The 15394-nt window shown below is 59.5% G+C and carries 30 protein-coding genes; 11 read left to right on the top strand and 19 right to left on the bottom strand.

The window, feature by feature from the left end:
• Positions 1–168: 168 nt before the first annotated feature.
• The 19 genes from IL54_RS14385 to IL54_RS14320 all read right to left on the bottom strand — a co-directional run bounded on the left by IL54_RS14385 (position 169) and on the right by IL54_RS14320 (position 8569).
• Entirely contained in the window at positions 169–663 is a 495-nt protein-coding gene (locus IL54_RS14385) for a terminase small subunit (RefSeq protein WP_037476563.1), read from the bottom strand.
• Entirely contained in the window at positions 660–869 is a 210-nt protein-coding gene (locus tag IL54_RS14380; protein WP_156106224.1) for a hypothetical protein, read from the bottom strand. The genes IL54_RS14385 and IL54_RS14380 overlap by 4 nt, the downstream gene beginning before the upstream one ends.
• 93 nt (positions 870–962) lie before the next feature.
• Entirely contained in the window at positions 963–1313 is a 351-nt protein-coding gene (locus IL54_RS14375) for a hypothetical protein (protein ID WP_037476561.1), read from the bottom strand.
• A complete protein-coding gene (locus IL54_RS14370; RefSeq protein ID WP_037476560.1) occupies positions 1313–1909 on the bottom strand; it encodes a hypothetical protein in 597 nt (198 codons plus the stop codon). The genes IL54_RS14375 and IL54_RS14370 overlap by 1 nt, the downstream gene beginning before the upstream one ends.
• A 244-nt stretch (positions 1910–2153) precedes the next feature.
• Entirely contained in the window at positions 2154–2690 is a 537-nt protein-coding gene (locus IL54_RS14365) for a hypothetical protein (RefSeq protein ID WP_156106223.1), read from the bottom strand.
• Positions 2653–3249 (bottom strand): hypothetical protein, encoded by a 597-nt coding sequence (locus tag IL54_RS24240; RefSeq protein WP_156106222.1) that lies wholly within the window; start codon positions 3247–3249, stop codon positions 2653–2655. The genes IL54_RS14365 and IL54_RS24240 overlap by 38 nt, the downstream gene beginning before the upstream one ends.
• Positions 3246–3512 (bottom strand): helix-turn-helix domain-containing protein, encoded by a 267-nt coding sequence (locus IL54_RS23090; RefSeq protein ID WP_076605513.1) that lies wholly within the window; start codon positions 3510–3512, stop codon positions 3246–3248. The genes IL54_RS24240 and IL54_RS23090 overlap by 4 nt, the downstream gene beginning before the upstream one ends.
• Positions 3509–3865, bottom strand: a complete 357-nt coding sequence (locus IL54_RS14360; protein ID WP_037476558.1) for a hypothetical protein — start codon at positions 3863–3865, stop codon at positions 3509–3511. The genes IL54_RS23090 and IL54_RS14360 overlap by 4 nt, the downstream gene beginning before the upstream one ends.
• A gap of 2 nt (positions 3866–3867) precedes the next feature.
• Positions 3868–4122 carry a DUF2312 domain-containing protein gene (locus IL54_RS14355; protein ID WP_037476557.1) on the bottom strand — a complete coding sequence of 85 codons (255 nt, stop codon included), beginning with the start codon at positions 4120–4122 and terminating at the stop codon, positions 3868–3870.
• A complete protein-coding gene (locus tag IL54_RS24235; protein ID WP_156106221.1) occupies positions 4119–4295 on the bottom strand; it encodes a hypothetical protein in 177 nt (58 codons plus the stop codon). Before IL54_RS24235 ends, IL54_RS14355 begins: the two co-directional genes overlap by 4 nt.
• On the bottom strand, positions 4280–4453 hold the full coding sequence (locus IL54_RS24230; protein ID WP_156106220.1) for a hypothetical protein: 174 nt from the start codon (positions 4451–4453) through the stop codon (positions 4280–4282). The genes IL54_RS24235 and IL54_RS24230 overlap by 16 nt, the downstream gene beginning before the upstream one ends.
• Entirely contained in the window at positions 4450–4779 is a 330-nt protein-coding gene (locus IL54_RS14350) for a hypothetical protein (protein WP_037476556.1), read from the bottom strand. Before IL54_RS14350 ends, IL54_RS24230 begins: the two co-directional genes overlap by 4 nt.
• A gap of 148 nt (positions 4780–4927) precedes the next feature.
• Entirely contained in the window at positions 4928–5626 is a 699-nt protein-coding gene (locus IL54_RS14345; RefSeq protein WP_156106219.1) for a hypothetical protein, read from the bottom strand.
• The gene (locus tag IL54_RS14340) at positions 5623–6252 is read right to left on the bottom strand and encodes a methyltransferase (protein ID WP_081912930.1); all 630 of its coding nucleotides are present in this window, start codon (positions 6250–6252) and stop codon (positions 5623–5625) included. Before IL54_RS14340 ends, IL54_RS14345 begins: the two co-directional genes overlap by 4 nt.
• Positions 6249–6749 (bottom strand): hypothetical protein, encoded by a 501-nt coding sequence (locus tag IL54_RS14335; RefSeq protein WP_037476555.1) that lies wholly within the window; start codon positions 6747–6749, stop codon positions 6249–6251. Before IL54_RS14335 ends, IL54_RS14340 begins: the two co-directional genes overlap by 4 nt.
• Positions 6736–7500 carry a hypothetical protein gene (locus IL54_RS14330; protein WP_052027707.1) on the bottom strand — a complete coding sequence of 255 codons (765 nt, stop codon included), beginning with the start codon at positions 7498–7500 and terminating at the stop codon, positions 6736–6738. Before IL54_RS14330 ends, IL54_RS14335 begins: the two co-directional genes overlap by 14 nt.
• A 3-nt stretch (positions 7501–7503) precedes the next feature.
• Positions 7504–7671 carry a hypothetical protein gene (locus tag IL54_RS24225; protein WP_156106218.1) on the bottom strand — a complete coding sequence of 56 codons (168 nt, stop codon included), beginning with the start codon at positions 7669–7671 and terminating at the stop codon, positions 7504–7506.
• Complete coding sequence (locus tag IL54_RS14325) at positions 7672–8058, bottom strand: hypothetical protein (protein WP_037476554.1); 387 nt, start codon at positions 8056–8058, stop codon at positions 7672–7674.
• A gap of 256 nt (positions 8059–8314) precedes the next feature.
• Positions 8315–8569, bottom strand: coding sequence for a hypothetical protein (locus tag IL54_RS14320; RefSeq protein ID WP_037476553.1), 255 nt, complete (start codon positions 8567–8569; stop codon positions 8315–8317).
• Positions 8570–8858: 289 nt separating this feature from the next.
• Here IL54_RS14320 and IL54_RS22320 point away from each other — a divergent pair, with 289 nt between their 5' ends.
• The 11 genes from IL54_RS22320 to IL54_RS24995 form a co-directional block, all read left to right on the top strand.
• On the top strand, positions 8859–9554 hold the full coding sequence (locus tag IL54_RS22320; protein ID WP_052027706.1) for an XRE family transcriptional regulator: 696 nt from the start codon (positions 8859–8861) through the stop codon (positions 9552–9554).
• A 375-nt stretch (positions 9555–9929) separates the two neighbouring features.
• Positions 9930–10064, top strand: a complete 135-nt coding sequence (locus tag IL54_RS25715) for a hypothetical protein (RefSeq protein WP_272945510.1) — start codon at positions 9930–9932, stop codon at positions 10062–10064.
• On the top strand, positions 10061–10855 hold the full coding sequence (locus IL54_RS14305) for a DUF1828 domain-containing protein (protein WP_037476551.1): 795 nt from the start codon (positions 10061–10063) through the stop codon (positions 10853–10855). Before IL54_RS25715 ends, IL54_RS14305 begins: the two co-directional genes overlap by 4 nt.
• Positions 10856–11254 carry an HIRAN domain-containing protein gene (locus tag IL54_RS14300; protein WP_037476550.1) on the top strand — a complete coding sequence of 133 codons (399 nt, stop codon included), beginning with the start codon at positions 10856–10858 and terminating at the stop codon, positions 11252–11254. It abuts the gene before it with no gap.
• A gap of 99 nt (positions 11255–11353) precedes the next feature.
• Positions 11354–11737, top strand: a complete 384-nt coding sequence (locus tag IL54_RS14295; protein ID WP_156106217.1) for a hypothetical protein — start codon at positions 11354–11356, stop codon at positions 11735–11737.
• 273 nt (positions 11738–12010) lie between these two features.
• Positions 12011–12160: a hypothetical protein gene (locus IL54_RS24220; RefSeq protein ID WP_156106216.1), complete on the top strand. Its 150-nt coding sequence runs from the start codon at positions 12011–12013 to the stop codon at positions 12158–12160.
• Position 12161: 1 nt separating this feature from the next.
• On the top strand, positions 12162–13310 hold the full coding sequence (locus IL54_RS14290) for a hypothetical protein (protein WP_037476548.1): 1149 nt from the start codon (positions 12162–12164) through the stop codon (positions 13308–13310).
• Between the two features lie 2 nt (positions 13311–13312).
• The gene (locus IL54_RS14285; RefSeq protein ID WP_081912922.1) at positions 13313–14158 is read left to right on the top strand and encodes a lambda exonuclease family protein; all 846 of its coding nucleotides are present in this window, start codon (positions 13313–13315) and stop codon (positions 14156–14158) included.
• Positions 14155–14835: a hypothetical protein gene (locus IL54_RS22315; protein WP_052027704.1), complete on the top strand. Its 681-nt coding sequence runs from the start codon at positions 14155–14157 to the stop codon at positions 14833–14835. The genes IL54_RS14285 and IL54_RS22315 overlap by 4 nt, the downstream gene beginning before the upstream one ends.
• Entirely contained in the window at positions 14835–15089 is a 255-nt protein-coding gene (locus IL54_RS25000) for a hypothetical protein (RefSeq protein ID WP_156106215.1), read from the top strand. The genes IL54_RS22315 and IL54_RS25000 overlap by 1 nt, the downstream gene beginning before the upstream one ends.
• 9 nt (positions 15090–15098) lie before the next feature.
• Positions 15099–15394, top strand: a 296-nt coding sequence (locus IL54_RS24995) for a hypothetical protein (RefSeq protein ID WP_193378859.1), incomplete at its 3' end; no start/stop codon positions are given.

The following is a 15394-nucleotide window of genomic DNA, read 5'->3' as shown; positions in this document are numbered from 1 at the left end:
GGGGTTAGGCGGGCGGTCACAGACCGATATGTCTAGCCGTTATCCGCCACCCGCCAGCAAGCGGCAGAACATGAACGCCGCGACGATGGCGCTCACTGAAAAGAATAGGCCAACCCGGCGATTTGAGCATGATGCGCCAGTGCCAAAAGTTAAAACCCCATGCCCCGGTCACAGCCCAGCATCCTCTTCCGTCACGTTCAGCGTCATTGCGCCGCTATGCTCGATCTTCTCCTTGAAGGCCTGCACGTCGATATGCTTGCCGATCAGTTCCAGGCGCTTGACCCGCTCGCTGATCTTGATTTTCGTGACATGGCCCGCACCTTCGCCGATCGTCTCAACGTCGATGCCAGCGACTAAGCCCTGTCGCCAGATCAAGGGCCATTCCTTCACGGGCCTCACACGGCCATCCTCAGCGTATAAATCGTTCAGGTCGGCCACAACCTCATCGGCAAGGCGTTTCAGCAGCCACGCGGCGTCTATGCCCGTCTGCTGCGACCGTTTGGCCTTGGCCTCGACTATCGAAGCGGCAATTTCAGGTTTGCTAAGGTTCTCATGTCCGATCGAATGAGCCGTATCGGCGCTATATCCCGCCCGTATCGCCGCCTGCGTGGCGTTCAGGTCGATCAGATATTCCTCGACAAAGCGCTGCTGTTTCGGGGTCATATCTCCACCTTCCGCTTACTCACCAAAGTCTGCCCCAGCACATAACGCCGCTTGCGATTGCCTGGAGCTCCGTTCGGCCATTTCGTAGCCTTGAGGTAATCCCGCCGCGCATCGTGCAAGTCCTGATATCCCTCTTCATCCACCCAACGACGCAGCGCCCGGTAATTCGTCCGGTAATACTCCCGCAGCTCATCGCCGAACCCCATGCGGATGTAACTATCCCGAAAGTCCTGAGGCTTTGGTCGGTAGCCCACCGTTTCCCCAGCGACTGGCATCCTCAAATCCCCCTCATCACTGCGTCAGTCATTGGGCGCGTTGGCGGCGCGTCCGGGGCGATGCTTTTTCAGAAATTCAAGAGCCTCTTTCAGGTCGGTCCAAGCATCACCACCGACGCCTTCGCAACTGCCATCCGGGTGCTGAATAAATCTGTTTTCAGCGCCATGATCGACGCCACCCCACGCACCACCCATCGTGATCGGGGCGAGCCATCCATGCTCCATCACCGCCCAAAGTATGACATTTTCCTTGTAAGCGTCGGTGAAGTCAGCATTAGGCCACCGCATGTATGTTCCGAGTTGCGCCGGATGGGTTGCGCAAATGACATTCCAGTCGTCATTCGCCACTGGCGAATTGTGCATGATGTAATCCATTAGACCCTCCACCCGTTACGCTGACATAGACCGGAAAGCTGGCGCTCAAGGTCAGCGCAAAGCTGCTTGGCAGCATCGAGTTGAGCGCGGAACGCAGCTACGTCCTCCGGTTCAGCAATGGCCCCGTAAAATTCTTCACGAACCTTGGCGACAAAAGCGTCCGAAAGGTCCAACTCGTCTGCAATCGCCTTGTCGGTCTTGCCCTCGCGATAGCGACGTGAAGCCTCATCAAAATAATCTTCAAGCGCCAAAATAACGAGGCGTTTGTGCTTTTTCATCTGGTCAAGATCGACATCGCCAGCAGTGGCAACGGGGGTGACGAGTTTCATTGGAACAACCTTTCCTTCGGGCTTCTTGCGTTTGGCAGCGATGCAGGCGGGGCATGTGACCTTGCCGTCTGCTCGCCACCCCATCTGGATGACTTTGGGCAATGCAGTCTGAGGCCCAACCATCTGGGCAGCAGTCCAATGATCGGTCGTGCCGCAAAGGTGACAGATCAGCGCGACCTTGAGCCGCCCACCTTCCATCGCAGGCACAAGCCCGCGCCATTCCCTCGCTGGGATTTTGGAAATGATGGATTTATTGCCGCTGCTCATCACCCTCTCCCTCGATCAAACCGCCCCATGGCGCGCTCAGGGCCAAACAAGCTCGTAATCCTTGCCGGTCGCGGGCCGCCATGAAACGATATCCCAAGCGCAGACCACGCCGCCCGGCCATGGCTTCCACCGTCGCTGATCTGGGCGCACGCAGCGGGCGACAACGCCACAGCGATAGCGCACGTCAACGAGCGGCGGGTTTTCGTTGCCAGCGAAGGGATTACGTCCGGGGTTTGTTGGCATATCATGCGCTCAGCACCTTGCGGCGGATCGCGTATTGGTTCTGCTCGCTGATCCAGCGCAGATAGCCCTGCTCCATGGCGATCTGTCGCCACTTCAACGGAACCGCATCGACCAAATCCTGTGTCGCCAATCCCAGCTTCAAATCCGAAATGAAGTCCTCAAACCGGCCCTGAAAAAACTGGTGGCACAGGCTGAGCGCGATATCCTTTTCGCTGATGGGCGGGCGGTATTGGTCAATCAGCGCCAGGCACTGGCGAGGCGTCGGAAACCAATCGAGTTCCGCGCAGGCCCGGCGCGCCATGTAGGCCAGCGCATCGTTGCTGTATTCGGAAAGTATGCTGGAATAGACCGCGAAACGCATCTTGCCGCTGTCATCGTCCTGCGCCTTGCTCGGCAGCGTCGCGGCGAGAAACGTCAGGTGCTTCGTGATCTGGAGCGGCGATGCCGGGCGTTGGCGATCGTCCTGGGATGAAGCCCAAGCCTTGAGCGCCTTCGCCTCATCAACCGTTTCCGGCAAACGGATGGCGGGCTTGGGCATCTGCGGCTTCGTGGCAGGCGTTGAGGAATCCATCCCGCCCGCGATTACGGTTAGCGCTGCTTTGCCGATCGTTTCCATTTCGTGGTCTTCCCCATGTGTCGGCTTTGATGAGCCATTGTCGGAATGCAGCCTGCCAATCTTTCGATTTTCGGCCCTTGTCGGCGGCATGGTCGGTAAATTCCGCCAGCCGCGCGTCGAGCCAACCGGGGGGCCAGCCATCAACGATTTGCTGGGCTGCCGGGGTCAGTGCTGGGGTCCAGCCTTCCGGCAAAGCATCGCCAGTCGCGGCTTTTCGCGTTTTCGGCTTTGGGGTTAATGATGATTTATCATCATTAGGGGTAAGTTCTGGGGGGTTAGAATATATATCATTGGGGGGGTCACGCGTGACGTCACGGCGTGACGTTTCGGCGTTACCCTTCAAGCGATCGCGACGGCGCTGTTGGCGCTCTGCCGCAGTCGGGTCAGACTTAACCGAAAGGGCGCGCGCGACCTCAAGGATGTCTTGTGCAGACAGTCCTTTGGCTACCAGCACTTCCAAAGCGGCGACGTTCAAATTCATGACAGCGCATCCACAAACTGAGCATATTCAGCATCGCGGGCCGCATATCTGCCGGCCTGACGGACGCCGTTGATGACGGTGGTATGATCACGGTGCATGGCCCGCCCGATTGCGGGATAGGTCATGCCCTTGCGGCGCATGGCGGTCATAGCAGCCCAACGGATAAGGCAAATGTCGCGTACACGCGAAGGGCCGCGCAGATCCGCAACGGGAATCCCCGTAACGGCCGATGCACGCTCTATGGTGGTGATGGCGGCACTCACAGCGCAACCACCTCCACCACAGCACCCACAACCGACCTATCCCGAACAATCGTGATACGGTCGCACCACTGATCGCCAGGGAAGCCCGGTATGGTCGCAACCAGCAAATCGGTGGCGCATTTCTCGCGGTTTCCGATATCGCTCTTGTGGTCGATATTGACGCGATAATGCAGGGCGTAGGGCTTGCCGATCTTCGGTTTACCCTGCGCTTCCCATTGGTCGATCACCGGCCCCTGCGCCGCCTCTTTCCATGCCTTGTATTCGCGCGAAATGATCCGCCGCGACTTTCCCTTGATCGTCACGGTGGCGAACGCATTGTTCAGGCTGGGGGGCAGGGGCATCGTGATCAGCATGGTCAGATATCAAACCCAAGCTGCATACCGAGCGCGGCCGCATAGGTGGCGAGCAATGCCTCAGCCTCCTGCCGCTTGTGCGCATCCATCGCCCGCAATTTGAGGATGGCCCGCATCGTCGGCGCGTCAAAGCCGGTGGACTTGGCCTCTAGAAAAACGTCTTTCTCGTCTTCGGCCAGGCCCTTCTTTTCTTCACGCAAGCGCTCGATACGCTCGATCAGGAGGCGCAATTGGTCGGCGGCTACATTGTCACTCATGGTCGAACTCCCGTTTGAATAATGGTAGCGATGCGGGCGCGGCGTTCCGGAGAAAGCTGGCGCTGGCGATTGGAGGCCCATTGCGCGTTGTCGGCGCGGCGGCGGGCGAGATCAGCGGCAAGGCGGCGCTTGGCGATCCATTGGCGAAGGACGCGCATCACGTCGCCTGCCATCCCATCTGCTGCTTAATCCGATTAAACCGCCCGATCGCAGATCCCTTGGTCAGCCCCAGACGCGCGCCCGACTTCTCGATAGACAGACCGCTTGCGATGCCATCCATAAGCTGGCCATCAAGGTCGGGCGTCCAGTGGCGGTAATTGTCCGTTCTCATGCAATTTCTCCCGAACGACGCAGCCGCCATGCCCGCATTTCCGCCGCCTTGAGCGTGACGCCAAGGGTTGCGGCGATGACCTTGAACGCCATCTTGCGCCCCAACATGGCCAGCAATTCGCGGTCCATTTCGCTGGTCCAGTAATAGCGCTGGCGTTCCGATACCTTGCGCGTCGCATAGATCGCGCGGGTCAGACGGTCGGCCTCCTCGGTGGTCAGGGCGCGCGTGCGATTGATCGCGTTCAATTCCGCGACCACATCGCAGGCGTTCGCCCGCCGCGCCTTCCGCGCGGCTTCGTCCACGGCGGCTTGGTGGGTCAGGGTCATGATGCCACCGGCAAACTAGCGCGGTCGCCCATCACCCGAGTTGAGTTACTATAACCCAATCCGAACGCGCGCTTCTGATCCATGCTATTGAGGCGGCGGGCCAACGCTCGTTCTAAACGGAGCTGGCACATTGCGCGGCGGATGGCTTTCATGCGGCCTCCCTCAAATAATCTTCGATGTCGATTTGTGATTGCGCCAGAACAGCGCCGTATCGGGCGCGCTCCAACTCTTTCAGGGTCTTAGGAAACCGCGAAACACTCGAACCGTCGAAGCTATCAGCGCTGATCTTACCGCAGGCCTCTATGCGTCGCGCGCTGTTCACACGGCCAACATGCAGGATCGCGCCAAGCATGTGTGTAAACGCGCGCCAGAACCCCATCGTCCGGAGCTTCCAATCGGTGTCGCCGCCGACGAATATACCCACCATAGGCCCGACGATTCGGCGCAGACGGGTCAGCGTAGCGGCGCAGGCCTCCATGCCGTTTTGCACCACAAGCATGAAGCGCTGATCGGCCAACTCAGGCACATTGCGCAGCCAACGCAGCCAGCGAACCGAAAGGTCGAGCGACCCAATTCCGCCCATTACGATGTCAGGCAAGGCTATCCAGTGAGGCGGGTTGCCAGCGCGTATCTGCGCGCATATCCAGCCTACGAACCTGACAAAGCGCTTAATATCAAAAGGACGGCCCTGCATATGGTCGGTCCAAGCGCCGTTATCACCAACCCAGACGTCAAAGCCCTCTGTCCGCCAAACGCCCGCCGCCGAAATGAGCATTCCCCACCGGGCGCGCTTGGTAGCGCTCAGCGTTGTGCGGGTGCCGGTGCGGGAGAAGAATGCGCGCATCACGCCGCCACCTCATAGTCAGAGGCCCGTTCCAGCTTTTTACGGCAAGGCGCGATCCAGCTAAGGCGGGTCGAATGGGAATCCCCCATCCAAACGAGCCAAGCATAGGCTGTCGCGGTCGATCCTTCGGGAGCCAAGCGCCCCTTGTGCATGACCACCCGCTCTGTGAATTGCAGGACGTGCGACGGCGGGTTCTTCGCGAACAGGCGCTCATAGCGGCCCTGGCCCTCCAAGAAGGCGGCGCGCACGATGACGGCGCAACCTTCGCGACTTGTGGCCTGCATCCGCTCAATAAACTGCTCAGCGAGACGGAAAGGCGGGTTGGTGATGGTCCAATCGACGCTTGCCGGTGCGGGGCCGAACAGAAAGTCGGCTTGCGGGAAACCAGCGCCATAATCGAAGATGTCGGAGGCATCGACGCTGGCAAAATACTCACGCAGCGGCGCAACCATGTGACCACGATTGGCGGCCGGTTCGCGGCAAGACAGATTGTCCAGGCGGCGAAGTTGATTGTTGGTAAGCCACTCGCAAAGCGCCCGCGTTGCCCATGGCGGCGTCGGAAAATCGTCAAGCGAATCGTGGGCCTCGACCCGGCGCTGCATGACGGCGGTGCTGCGGTTTTGGGTCACTGGCCACCGCCGATCTTGGTAAAGACCAAGCCATTGGCGCGCAGGAAATTGAGCCGGTAACGCAGGCCGTCATAAACCTGCCCGGCCGCTTCGATATCGCCAGCGCCTTCGGAAATCTCGCCATCCGATATGACCTGATCAGCAAGCGCTTTGGCGAGGAACATTTGCCCCCGCGCTGCACCAATCGGCAGGTCATGGTCGGAGGTGCAGATAGCAGCTTCCGGTGCCAGCTTGCCGCCGATCAGGTGGAACAACGGGGCCAGACGCTCCAGGCCGTAGACCTCGCCAATCTTCATGATGGTGAGCATCGACAGCGAAGCCTTGCGATTGCGCGCGTTGGCGATCGTGCCAGCCGAAACGCCGACACGATCAGCCGTATCCTGATCGGTTTCTCCCGTGTCGGCCTGAATGCCGGACACGATGCTGGAGATCGCAGACAGCATAGAAGTTTGTGTCAGCGCTATGCTGCGCTGCAATACATTATCAGGCGCGGTCATTATTGATTGCTCCATGAACAAAATCACCACCACCCACCGGCTCAGAGATCGCGGCCAGCGGTGGCGCGGGGGAGGGGTGGGTTGCGGGCGAGGTGCGGCCCCATTGCGCGCCCATCGCAGCAGCAATGCCGGGATAGGTGGCGCTTCGTTCGAGCCAGCGATCAGCGCCGGGAGAAACGCGGTTCTGACCGCTATCCGTCTGGTTCGCCCACCGCTCGCGACCATTGACCATGCGGCCGTCAACACGTCCGGTCGCGCGCAGCTTTGGCATCCGGTCGAGCCAGAGGCCGGTCGCCTTGCTGGCATCGTCGCCAAATTCATAAGGCTGGATAATCTGATCAGCCGGGCGGATTGCCTTGCTGACAAAGGAGGCGGCGGGATTTTCGATTGCCTTGGGATAGGGCAGGGCCAGCAAGCGGCGGAAATTGTCGATGTCGCGATCGCGGGCGTCACGTCGCGCCGCGCCGGTCAACGTCTGCGGGGTGACGCGCTGATGGTATCCGACGCCGGGATAGCGGTCATAATCGGGATCAGCGAAAGCCCAAGCGGCGCTGACCGTGAGATTGGTGCACATGGGATGCAATACCGCAGCATCCCAGCGATCATGCGCCACGTCCCAAATATCGCATTGCAAGTGCCGTTGCGAACCGTCGCGGGCGGGCAGCAGGTCGCACGTCCAAGCCTCTGCACCGGCCCGCTCGAAAGCGGCGCGGGTGAGGGGGCAGCAGGAATAGCCGATCAGGATACGCACAGCTTACCCCTCCCTCAAAACAGCAACAATCGCCTGCACCGGCACGCGAAACACATGAGCGAGCAGCCCTTCGGAGGCGCTCTCCCAGCCTGTGTGTCGGGCAATGATAACCCGGCGCTCATCGTCGCTCAGGTCGGCGATCGTGCGGGTTGGGGCGCGGGTGATGGTCATTTAGGCCTTGCCCCCTTCGAGCCAGAGCGCGACATCGAAATGAGCCGGGTTCCTGACTTCTGGACGGCGGTCCATTATTTCACGAACGGCAGGGGCAACGGTTTTCACAGCCACCACATCCACGAAATCCCAGTCGGAGATAGTGAGCAGTTCGCCAACGACCTCTTGAGCAAGGTGCCGACTGCCGACCACACCCATTGCCGAATATCCCGTGGGCAGATGCGTAATGATCCACCCGCTTTGGCATTCGTCGGTCACAGGGTCGAAATAGCGCCTGCGATCGATGCCGAATGGATCATTGACCCATCCGCCAATCTTGCAAACGGATGGCCCGGTTTCACCGTCTCCGGCCAAGCATTCGAAAAAGTCGAGATGCCACCCGATCATGCCACGGCTCCTTTCGGGGCGCGGGCGGCATCAATCTGCCGGAGGCTCGAATGACCGCGCACAAGGCGAACAAAGCGGCCCGACCAAAAGCCGAGATTGGGGGCAGGGGGCGCAACCTCTTGAAGCACCAACCCGCACCCAACATGAGCCGGGACTGGGATGACGCGCGAAACGGTGTAGACGCGGCCCTGCTCGACAATGCCGCGCGCGCTGAGGTTGTGCCTGCAATAGGCGCGGTCGCCGGGAAGCCATTCGCTCATGCTGCTGCGCTCCCTGCTTCGTGGGTGCGGGCAGGGCGCGTATCGCAGCCCAGCGTGATTGTGCCCGGGGCAGGCGTGGCCTCGCCAAGGCGTTCCACGACGGCCAAAATGGCGCACTTCATTTCGATGCGGCCTTCACTATGACCATTGCGATAGCCGAGCGCGTAGAAGAACGACGCAAGTATGAATGCGGGAAGAGCTTGCGAGGCGATCCACAAGGACACTCGCTTGATATTGGACTGAGCGCTCATGCTGCGACAGCCTGAGCCAACGTCTCAAATGAGACGCTCTTGCCCTGATCTCTGGCGATAGCGGCAATGTGCGCCCAATATTTTGCTGGGATCGTTCGGCCTTTCAGCGACCAAGACCGCACAGTAACGTCAGCGACCGGAACGCCCCGGCCTCGCAACGCGTCGCCAACGGCTTTCGCGCCTCCTAATGTGTCGATGGTATCGCTATGTTCCATGTCGAAGGACGCTATCATTCGTAGCGAAATGGTGCAACATGATTTGTAGCGCCTTGCCGTGCAATTGGTCATTTATGGATGACCAGAATCTTGATTCGGCGCACGATCGCCTTGCTTGGGCACGCGAGAACGCAGGTTTCGCTAAGAAATCAGATTTCGCAAAGGCGGTAGGCGTTGATGCGACCACCTACCGAGCATACGAAAATGGGCAAAATGGCTACGCCAAATACGCTGGCACATTTGCTAGAAAGCTTGGCGTGACGGCCGAGTGGCTACTCGACGGCGGGCAGACGCCTGCAAAGTCTACGATAGCAACCGAGCAACGGAGCGCGCATCCACCAACCAAATTTGCGGAAGATGGCACTGTAGAAATTCAAGTGTTAGATTTTTCGTTCTCAATGGGGCCTGGCACAACGGTTGACGATTATGTTGAAGAGATGCCGATGCACGTCGATATAAACTTCCTTCGCAGCATCACGCGGACGGAGTTCGACTGCCTAAAAATGGGAAAGGGCGTCGGCGAAAGTATGTTCCCGACGCTGCTGGGCGGCGACGTGGTGCTAGTAGATACGACCCAGCGGAACCTCAACAAGCAGGACGGTATCTACGCCATCTCACTATTCGGCGCGGCGGCGATTAAGCGCCTGCGCATGGTCGGACAAGGCCGGGTGTTAATTAAGTCGGACAACCACAATGTTGGCGATCAGGAGGTCGATCTAGCAGATCTTCACATCGTCGGGCGCGTTATTTGGTTTGGGCGGGAACTATGAATCGCGCCGTGGCGGTAGTGCGGAAGGCTTAATAATATGCAGATAAGGAAGCTGATCCGCGCGGCCAAGGTTCAAGCACATGACACTCGGTGGAAGACGGGCGATCTTCCTCCTCGGCTTTGCCCAATTTATCTGAAAAGCAAGCCTCACGGTCCAAGCTGGCAATGGCGGTCCGCCAAAGCGAACAGCGGGGATATGGAGTTTTGGCTGGTGGCAACAGTCAATGTTTCACGCGGCAATTGGAAGTGCGTGTTAATAGTTAAGACTGAATCTGGGCATTCTGTTGTGGCTAGATATGAGGATCACGGCAGCCACCCAGGACTCCACGTTCATTCGCATTGCGTGAGAGGTGGGGTAGAGGAGGGCCCGTCGGGCATGAATGATCTCGTTCGTGTGCCGCCCGTGAAGGCGGCGCATCGCCGCATCAACGCGCAAACGCTCTCGACTTTCTGGGAGAATGCGCGCAGATTCTTTCGCATCAAAGACGACATGGGGCCACTTTACCAGTGATACATCAGGCGCTCGAAAAGGAATTGTGCGCCACGTTTTGCGCAGGGCTAGAGGTGCATCCAGTTCCGTCCGGCTACGCGGTGAGTTCGGTTTTCCAAGATAATTCCGGGGACAAGATTGCATTTTATTTGGTCGAGACCCCGGACGGGTTCCGCATCGAAGATGATGGTGACTATCTTTCAACTCTGATTGCGAGCGACATCCGGATAGACAGTGGAAGTCGCGGTACGATGCTAGACGCGATACTCGCCGACGGCGGCGCGTACTGGGATCGCGAAACTTTTGAGATCCGATCGTCTGACTTCCCTCGCGAACAGGCGGCGGACAGGTCTGTGCGCTTCCTCTCATCTCTGATCCGCGTTCGCGACCTTGCTTTGGTTACGCGTGAACGCGTTCGTTCAGCATTCCGCGAGGATTTTCTGGCAGCTATTGGGGCAAAATTTGGCGATTCCGTTGAGGTCTTTGAGGGTATAGCGCCAGCCAACGATTTGGGAGAATTTCCTGCCGACATAGTGTTAAAGCCACGTAATGGAGGTCGCACGGGAGCGGTCTATCTCGTTAACAATACCGATAAACTGAACGAGGCGCTATTAGCCTGGCGCGAGTTAGAAGATTATCCCGGCGCTGACGTTGCCATTATGGCGGTGTTGGAGGACCGCGAGATGAAAAGCGTCAGCCGCATGAAATGGCAAAGAGCGCAGAATAGGCACTTGCCGATGCCTGTTTTTCGTGGCGATGAGGGTGGAATGCTCAATTTTATTCGTAAAGAATTGAGAATGCAGGTCGCTTAAATGCGCCAACTCTCCCTAGCTGTCGTCGGCGTGCAGCACCCAAACAAGCGAGGCCCATCCCGACGGTTTGGGATATCGCTATGCAGACCCGGCGATCCGATCGACCTAGTGCCGGAACCGAATAACCCATTCGATCCTCATGCCATCGCTGTCTATGCCCATGATATCCAGATCGGCTATCTGACCGCTGAGCGCGCGCCATGGATCGGCGGCATCATGTCCAAAGAAATCGTCACCGCCATATTCCAGCGCCCTGAGCAATATGGGGCGGTTATTCGCGCAGGCGTCGGGTGCGTTCCGAGCCTGCCCTCAATCTTTGACGATCGCGCCGCGCCGTGGCCACCCCCAGCCTCGCTGGATACGGATTGGTGGCCAGATGAAGAATGGCCCGATAAATAAAAGATAGCGTCACGCTACAAATCGTGTTGACACGCTACAAAACATAGCACAATATCTCCCCACCACCACAGAGCGCCAGTCGCTCGACGGACGATGGAGATGATGATGCAGCCCGCACCCCAAGCGCCGACCCTAACCCGCGCCCAATCGCTGATCCACGACACAATCGCCCGGATCGATGCGGCCCGGTCCAAACTGCGCGCGAACAGCGGCGGCATATTCCCGACCGTTGCCAAAGCCTGCGACAACAAGCTTGTCGGCGCGCGTGGCCTTTGCGTCCAGTATCTCGGCTGGTTGATCGAGGGCGCGGAATGTCGCCACACATGCGGGATGCTTGGCCCGAACGGTCACGGCCCGCGCATCGATGCTGCAATTGCGGCGGTGGATTTTCATGTCGAGCGGGCTTCGTTGGGGCGGGGGTATGATGACGCGCTGATCGACGCCAGCCGGATCGACGCGGGAAAGGGGAGGGCTGTGGCGTGAGGAACAAGCATCCTGGCACCTGCTACCGTTGCGGCTTGCCTGTCGCTATTGGCGAAGGCCACTTCGAGCGGCACGCAGGCCGGTGGCGCACGCAACATGCGTCCTGCGCGGTTTTGGCTCGCCACGCCAAAGCCATAGCCGCCGCGACGGGGGAGGTGTGATGAGCGACATCGCATCCATACTCTGGATCATCACAATCCTTTGGATTGGCTGGCCGCTAAACCAGATCGCTTCTGATCTGCGGACGCTGCGCAAGCTGGCGGAGCGCAACAAATGACCCTCCGCACCCCACCCCACGAACCGCGCGAGCCGTCCGTCATCTGCGAACAGCTTACCGTCTGGCAGATGTTCCTAGTCGCGGTGGCAATCATTTTTGTCGGGACGATCGCGCTGATCATGTGCCCGAATATTGGAGGTTATTGAGATGGCTAGTTCGCCGATAATTGAGAATAGCATTTCCAGCGGCGACATTGCCGTCATCGTTGCGCAGACGCCCGCGCTTGTGCTGGTAGACAGCGCCAAGCGTGATGACCTGTTCGCCCATATTAAGCGGGAGATATCCGCTTTCGAGCCGGACGTTTCGACCGCGAAGGGCCGTGATGCCATCAAATCGTTTGCCTTCAAAATCACGCGCACGAAAACCGCGATCGATGATGCTGGCAAGAAGTTGAACGAGGAAGCGCGGTCGAAGATTGCCGTGGTCGATGCCGCCCGGCGCGATGCCCGTGAGACGCTGGACGAGCTGGCCAAGTCGGTTCGCAAGCCGCTAACCGAATGGGAAGAGGCGGAAAAGGCGCGGGTTGCGCAATGTGAATCCATTATCGAGGATTTGCGGGATCTGGCGCACGTAAGCCTGATTGATGACAGCATTTCCGTTCGTGAACGCGGCACCAAGGTTTGGGCGATAGAACTGGACCCGATGGTTTTCGGGGACCGGCTTGAAGTCGCTCAAGCCGCCAAGGATGCTGCGATGGCGACGTTGAAGGAGGCGCTTGCCCGCTTGCTGCGGGAAGAGGCCGACCGAGCCGAATTGCAGCGGTTGCGCGATGAAGCGGCGGCGCGTGCGGAGGTTGACAAGATCGCAGCCGAGAAAGCAGAATCCGAACGCTTGGAAGCCGCCCGCATCGAAGACGAACGCCTAGCGACCGAACGCGCCGCTCAGGAAGCCGCCGAACGCGCCCAGCGTGAACAGGAGCGCCAGATCGCGGCACAGAAGGCGGAAGCCGAGCGCATCGAACGCGCCAAGGTCGAAGCCGCCGAGCAAGCTGCCCGTGAAGCCCAGGAAGCCGCCAAGGCCGAACAGGACGCCCGCGACCGCGAACATGCACGCCAGCTTGCGGAGGCGCAGGCAGAGCGTGACCGGATTGCCGCGCAGGAGAAGGCGCGGATTGCGGAGGAACAAGCCGCCGCCGCTGCACAGGCCAAGCGGGATGCCGACAAGGCGCACCGCACGTCCGTCATGCGCGCAGCCAAGGAAGCGATCATGACGTGCGGTGCCGACGAAGAAACCGCCAAGAAGATCGTGCTGCTGATCCGTGCGGGCGATGTCCCCAACGTCTCGCTGGTATTCTGATCATGACCGACAACCCTTTCGCCATCGATTATGTCGAGCCAAAGCAGGACGATATTTTCGATGCGTTCGACCGTGAACGGACCGACGCGCCTAACCCGGATCACCAACCGGCGAAGGCTGCGGCTCCGAAAAAGGAGCATGGTGGCAAGCGCGGCATGGTCATCCACGATCAGTTTGAGCAGGGCAGCGAGGCATGGTTGCAGGCGCGGTGCGGGCTGCTGACTGCCAGCGAGATGAAGCTGATCATCACGCCGACGCTCAAGGTCGCGAACAACGACAAGGAGCGCGCTCACCTCTACGAACTGCTTGCCCAGCGCGTCACCAAATATGTCGAGCCGAAATATATCAGCGATGACATGCTGCGCGGCCAGACCGACGAAATCTATGCGCGGGCCGAGTATGAGGAAAAGCACGCCAAGGTCACGCAATGCAGCTTCATCACCAACGATGAATGGGGCTTCACGCTTGGCTATTCGCCGGATGGACTGGTTGGCGACGATGGCGCGATCGAGGCAAAATCCCGGCGCGCAAAATTCCAGGTTCAGACGATCATCGAGAACATGGGGATCGACATGTGCGAGACGATCCCCGCCGATTATCTGATGCAACATCAGACCGGGATGCTTGTCGCCAAGCGCCAGTGGATCGACTTTATCTCATACAGCGGCGGGCTGCCGACAGCAGTCATTCGCGTGCATCCCGATGACAAAATCCGGGACGCCATAATCAATGCGGCCGGTGAATTTGAACGGAAGCTGGCTGAAAAGCTGGCGATCTATGAGACCACCGTCGCGCGCTACAGCCTCACCCCGACCGAACGGCGGGAAGAAATGGAGATGATACTGTGAACGACATGATCGACATGTCCAAATTCGTGGAAGCGAAGTCGGACCAATTGAACGCGGATGACCTGATCGGCGCGCCCCGCACCATCACCATTACGCGCGTGACCGGGAATGACGGCGATCAGCCGGTGTCCATCTTCTACCATGGCGACAACGGCAAGCCGTTCAAGCCGTGCAAGACGATACGGCGCATCCTGATGGGTGTCTGGGGCCGCTATGCCAACGAATATGTCGGTAAGTCCATGACGCTCTACCGCGATGACAGTGTGCAGTTCGGCGGGCTGGCGACGGGTGGAATCCGTATCTCGCATATGAGCGACATCGACAAAGAAACGGTCGTTGTTGTCATGAAGTCGAAGGGCAAGAAGGCTGGCGTCAAGATACTGCCGCTTGTTCAGGAACAGCGGCAACAACGCCAACCCGACCCCAACGCCGCTGCAAATTGGGCAAACGAACACATGTCCATGCTCGGCCAGATCGACACGCTGGAGGGCCTCTCGGCGCACATAACCGCTGGCGCAAAATCGGTGGCCAGACTGGAAGCAACCCGGCCCGACCTGCACGCCAAGGTCATCGCCGCTTATGACGTTCGCCGCGACATGCTGACGCCGAACGAGGGCAAGCCGGATAGCGAAACCGGTGAAGGCTTCAATGGCGCGGAAGATTGGAGCGAGCAGTAATGCCCCGCGCCCACCCCACCCCATGCGCGCACCGCAAACCCGGCTACCGCAAGCACCGCCCATTGTGCCGGTCCTGCGCGAAACGGGCCAGCATCACCCCTGAATATCGGGCGATGGCAGCGGCGAACATGGTGCGGGGCAGGCGCAAGCATCTGGACGCGATGACGCCCGAACAGGCCACGGAATATCGCTGGCTGACGAACAACAAGAACCTGACCGCCGCCGAGGCACTGAGCATCGTAGCTGGATCATAGGAGCAACCCATGGACCATTCCAACCACGCCACCCGCCAACTCCTGCGCGAATGGCAAGCGCGCAACCACTGGCGCTGGGTCGATATATCGAACGCGCTGCGTGAGTGGGGGCTGGCCAATGTCCCCGGCGGCGATCGGCTCGAACTGTTCGCGTCATCGGGCAAGCATTCGATGCACCCGGCGGGCCGCGTTGGCCTGCACCGCTTTCTCACCCGCTATCCGAACCCCGGCACCTATGAGCAGGTGATCAGCCGGTTGCAGGCCGAGAAGGCAGCCAATTGCGAGGCGCAACGCAAGCGGGTCGA

Source organism: Sphingobium sp. ba1, assembly GCF_000743655.1.
GTDB lineage: Bacteria > Pseudomonadota > Alphaproteobacteria > Sphingomonadales > Sphingomonadaceae > Sphingobium.
This window is presented reverse-complemented; position numbering and strand designations above follow the sequence as displayed.

Bases quoted from the DNA above. Each gene is read 5' to 3' on its own strand.
- IL54_RS14385 (WP_037476563.1), bottom strand. From the start codon at position 663: ATGACCCCGAAACAGCAGCGCTTTGTCGAGGAATATCTGATCGACCTG.
- IL54_RS14380 (WP_156106224.1), bottom strand. From the start codon at position 869: ATGGGGTTCGGCGATGAGCTGCGGGAGTATTACCGGACGAATTACCGG.
- IL54_RS14375 (WP_037476561.1), bottom strand. From the start codon at position 1,313: ATGGATTACATCATGCACAATTCGCCAGTGGCGAATGACGACTGGAAT.
- IL54_RS14370 (WP_037476560.1), bottom strand. From the start codon at position 1,909: ATGAGCAGCGGCAATAAATCCATCATTTCCAAAATCCCAGCGAGGGAA.
- IL54_RS14365 (WP_156106223.1), bottom strand. From the start codon at position 2,690: ATGCCCAAGCCCGCCATCCGTTTGCCGGAAACGGTTGATGAGGCGAAG.
- IL54_RS24240 (WP_156106222.1), bottom strand. From the start codon at position 3,249: ATGAATTTGAACGTCGCCGCTTTGGAAGTGCTGGTAGCCAAAGGACTG.
- IL54_RS14360 (WP_037476558.1), bottom strand. From the start codon at position 3,865: ATGCTGATCACGATGCCCCTGCCCCCCAGCCTGAACAATGCGTTCGCC.
- IL54_RS14355 (WP_037476557.1), bottom strand. From the start codon at position 4,122: ATGAGTGACAATGTAGCCGCCGACCAATTGCGCCTCCTGATCGAGCGT.
- IL54_RS24235 (WP_156106221.1), bottom strand. From the start codon at position 4,295: ATGGCAGGCGACGTGATGCGCGTCCTTCGCCAATGGATCGCCAAGCGC.
- IL54_RS24230 (WP_156106220.1), bottom strand. From the start codon at position 4,453: ATGAGAACGGACAATTACCGCCACTGGACGCCCGACCTTGATGGCCAG.
- IL54_RS14350 (WP_037476556.1), bottom strand. From the start codon at position 4,779: ATGACCCTGACCCACCAAGCCGCCGTGGACGAAGCCGCGCGGAAGGCG.
- IL54_RS14335 (WP_037476555.1), bottom strand. From the start codon at position 6,749: ATGACCGCGCCTGATAATGTATTGCAGCGCAGCATAGCGCTGACACAA.
- IL54_RS24225 (WP_156106218.1), bottom strand. From the start codon at position 7,671: ATGACCATCACCCGCGCCCCAACCCGCACGATCGCCGACCTGAGCGAC.
- IL54_RS14325 (WP_037476554.1), bottom strand. From the start codon at position 8,058: ATGATCGGGTGGCATCTCGACTTTTTCGAATGCTTGGCCGGAGACGGT.
- IL54_RS14320 (WP_037476553.1), bottom strand. From the start codon at position 8,569: ATGAGCGCTCAGTCCAATATCAAGCGAGTGTCCTTGTGGATCGCCTCG.
- IL54_RS22320 (WP_052027706.1), top strand. From the start codon at position 8,859: ATGGATGACCAGAATCTTGATTCGGCGCACGATCGCCTTGCTTGGGCA.
- IL54_RS25715 (WP_272945510.1), top strand. From the start codon at position 9,930: ATGAATGATCTCGTTCGTGTGCCGCCCGTGAAGGCGGCGCATCGCCGC.
- IL54_RS14300 (WP_037476550.1), top strand. From the start codon at position 10,856: ATGCGCCAACTCTCCCTAGCTGTCGTCGGCGTGCAGCACCCAAACAAG.
- IL54_RS14295 (WP_156106217.1), top strand. From the start codon at position 11,354: ATGATGATGCAGCCCGCACCCCAAGCGCCGACCCTAACCCGCGCCCAA.
- IL54_RS24220 (WP_156106216.1), top strand. From the start codon at position 12,011: ATGACCCTCCGCACCCCACCCCACGAACCGCGCGAGCCGTCCGTCATC.
- IL54_RS14290 (WP_037476548.1), top strand. From the start codon at position 12,162: ATGGCTAGTTCGCCGATAATTGAGAATAGCATTTCCAGCGGCGACATT.
- IL54_RS14285 (WP_081912922.1), top strand. From the start codon at position 13,313: ATGACCGACAACCCTTTCGCCATCGATTATGTCGAGCCAAAGCAGGAC.
- IL54_RS25000 (WP_156106215.1), top strand. From the start codon at position 14,835: ATGCCCCGCGCCCACCCCACCCCATGCGCGCACCGCAAACCCGGCTAC.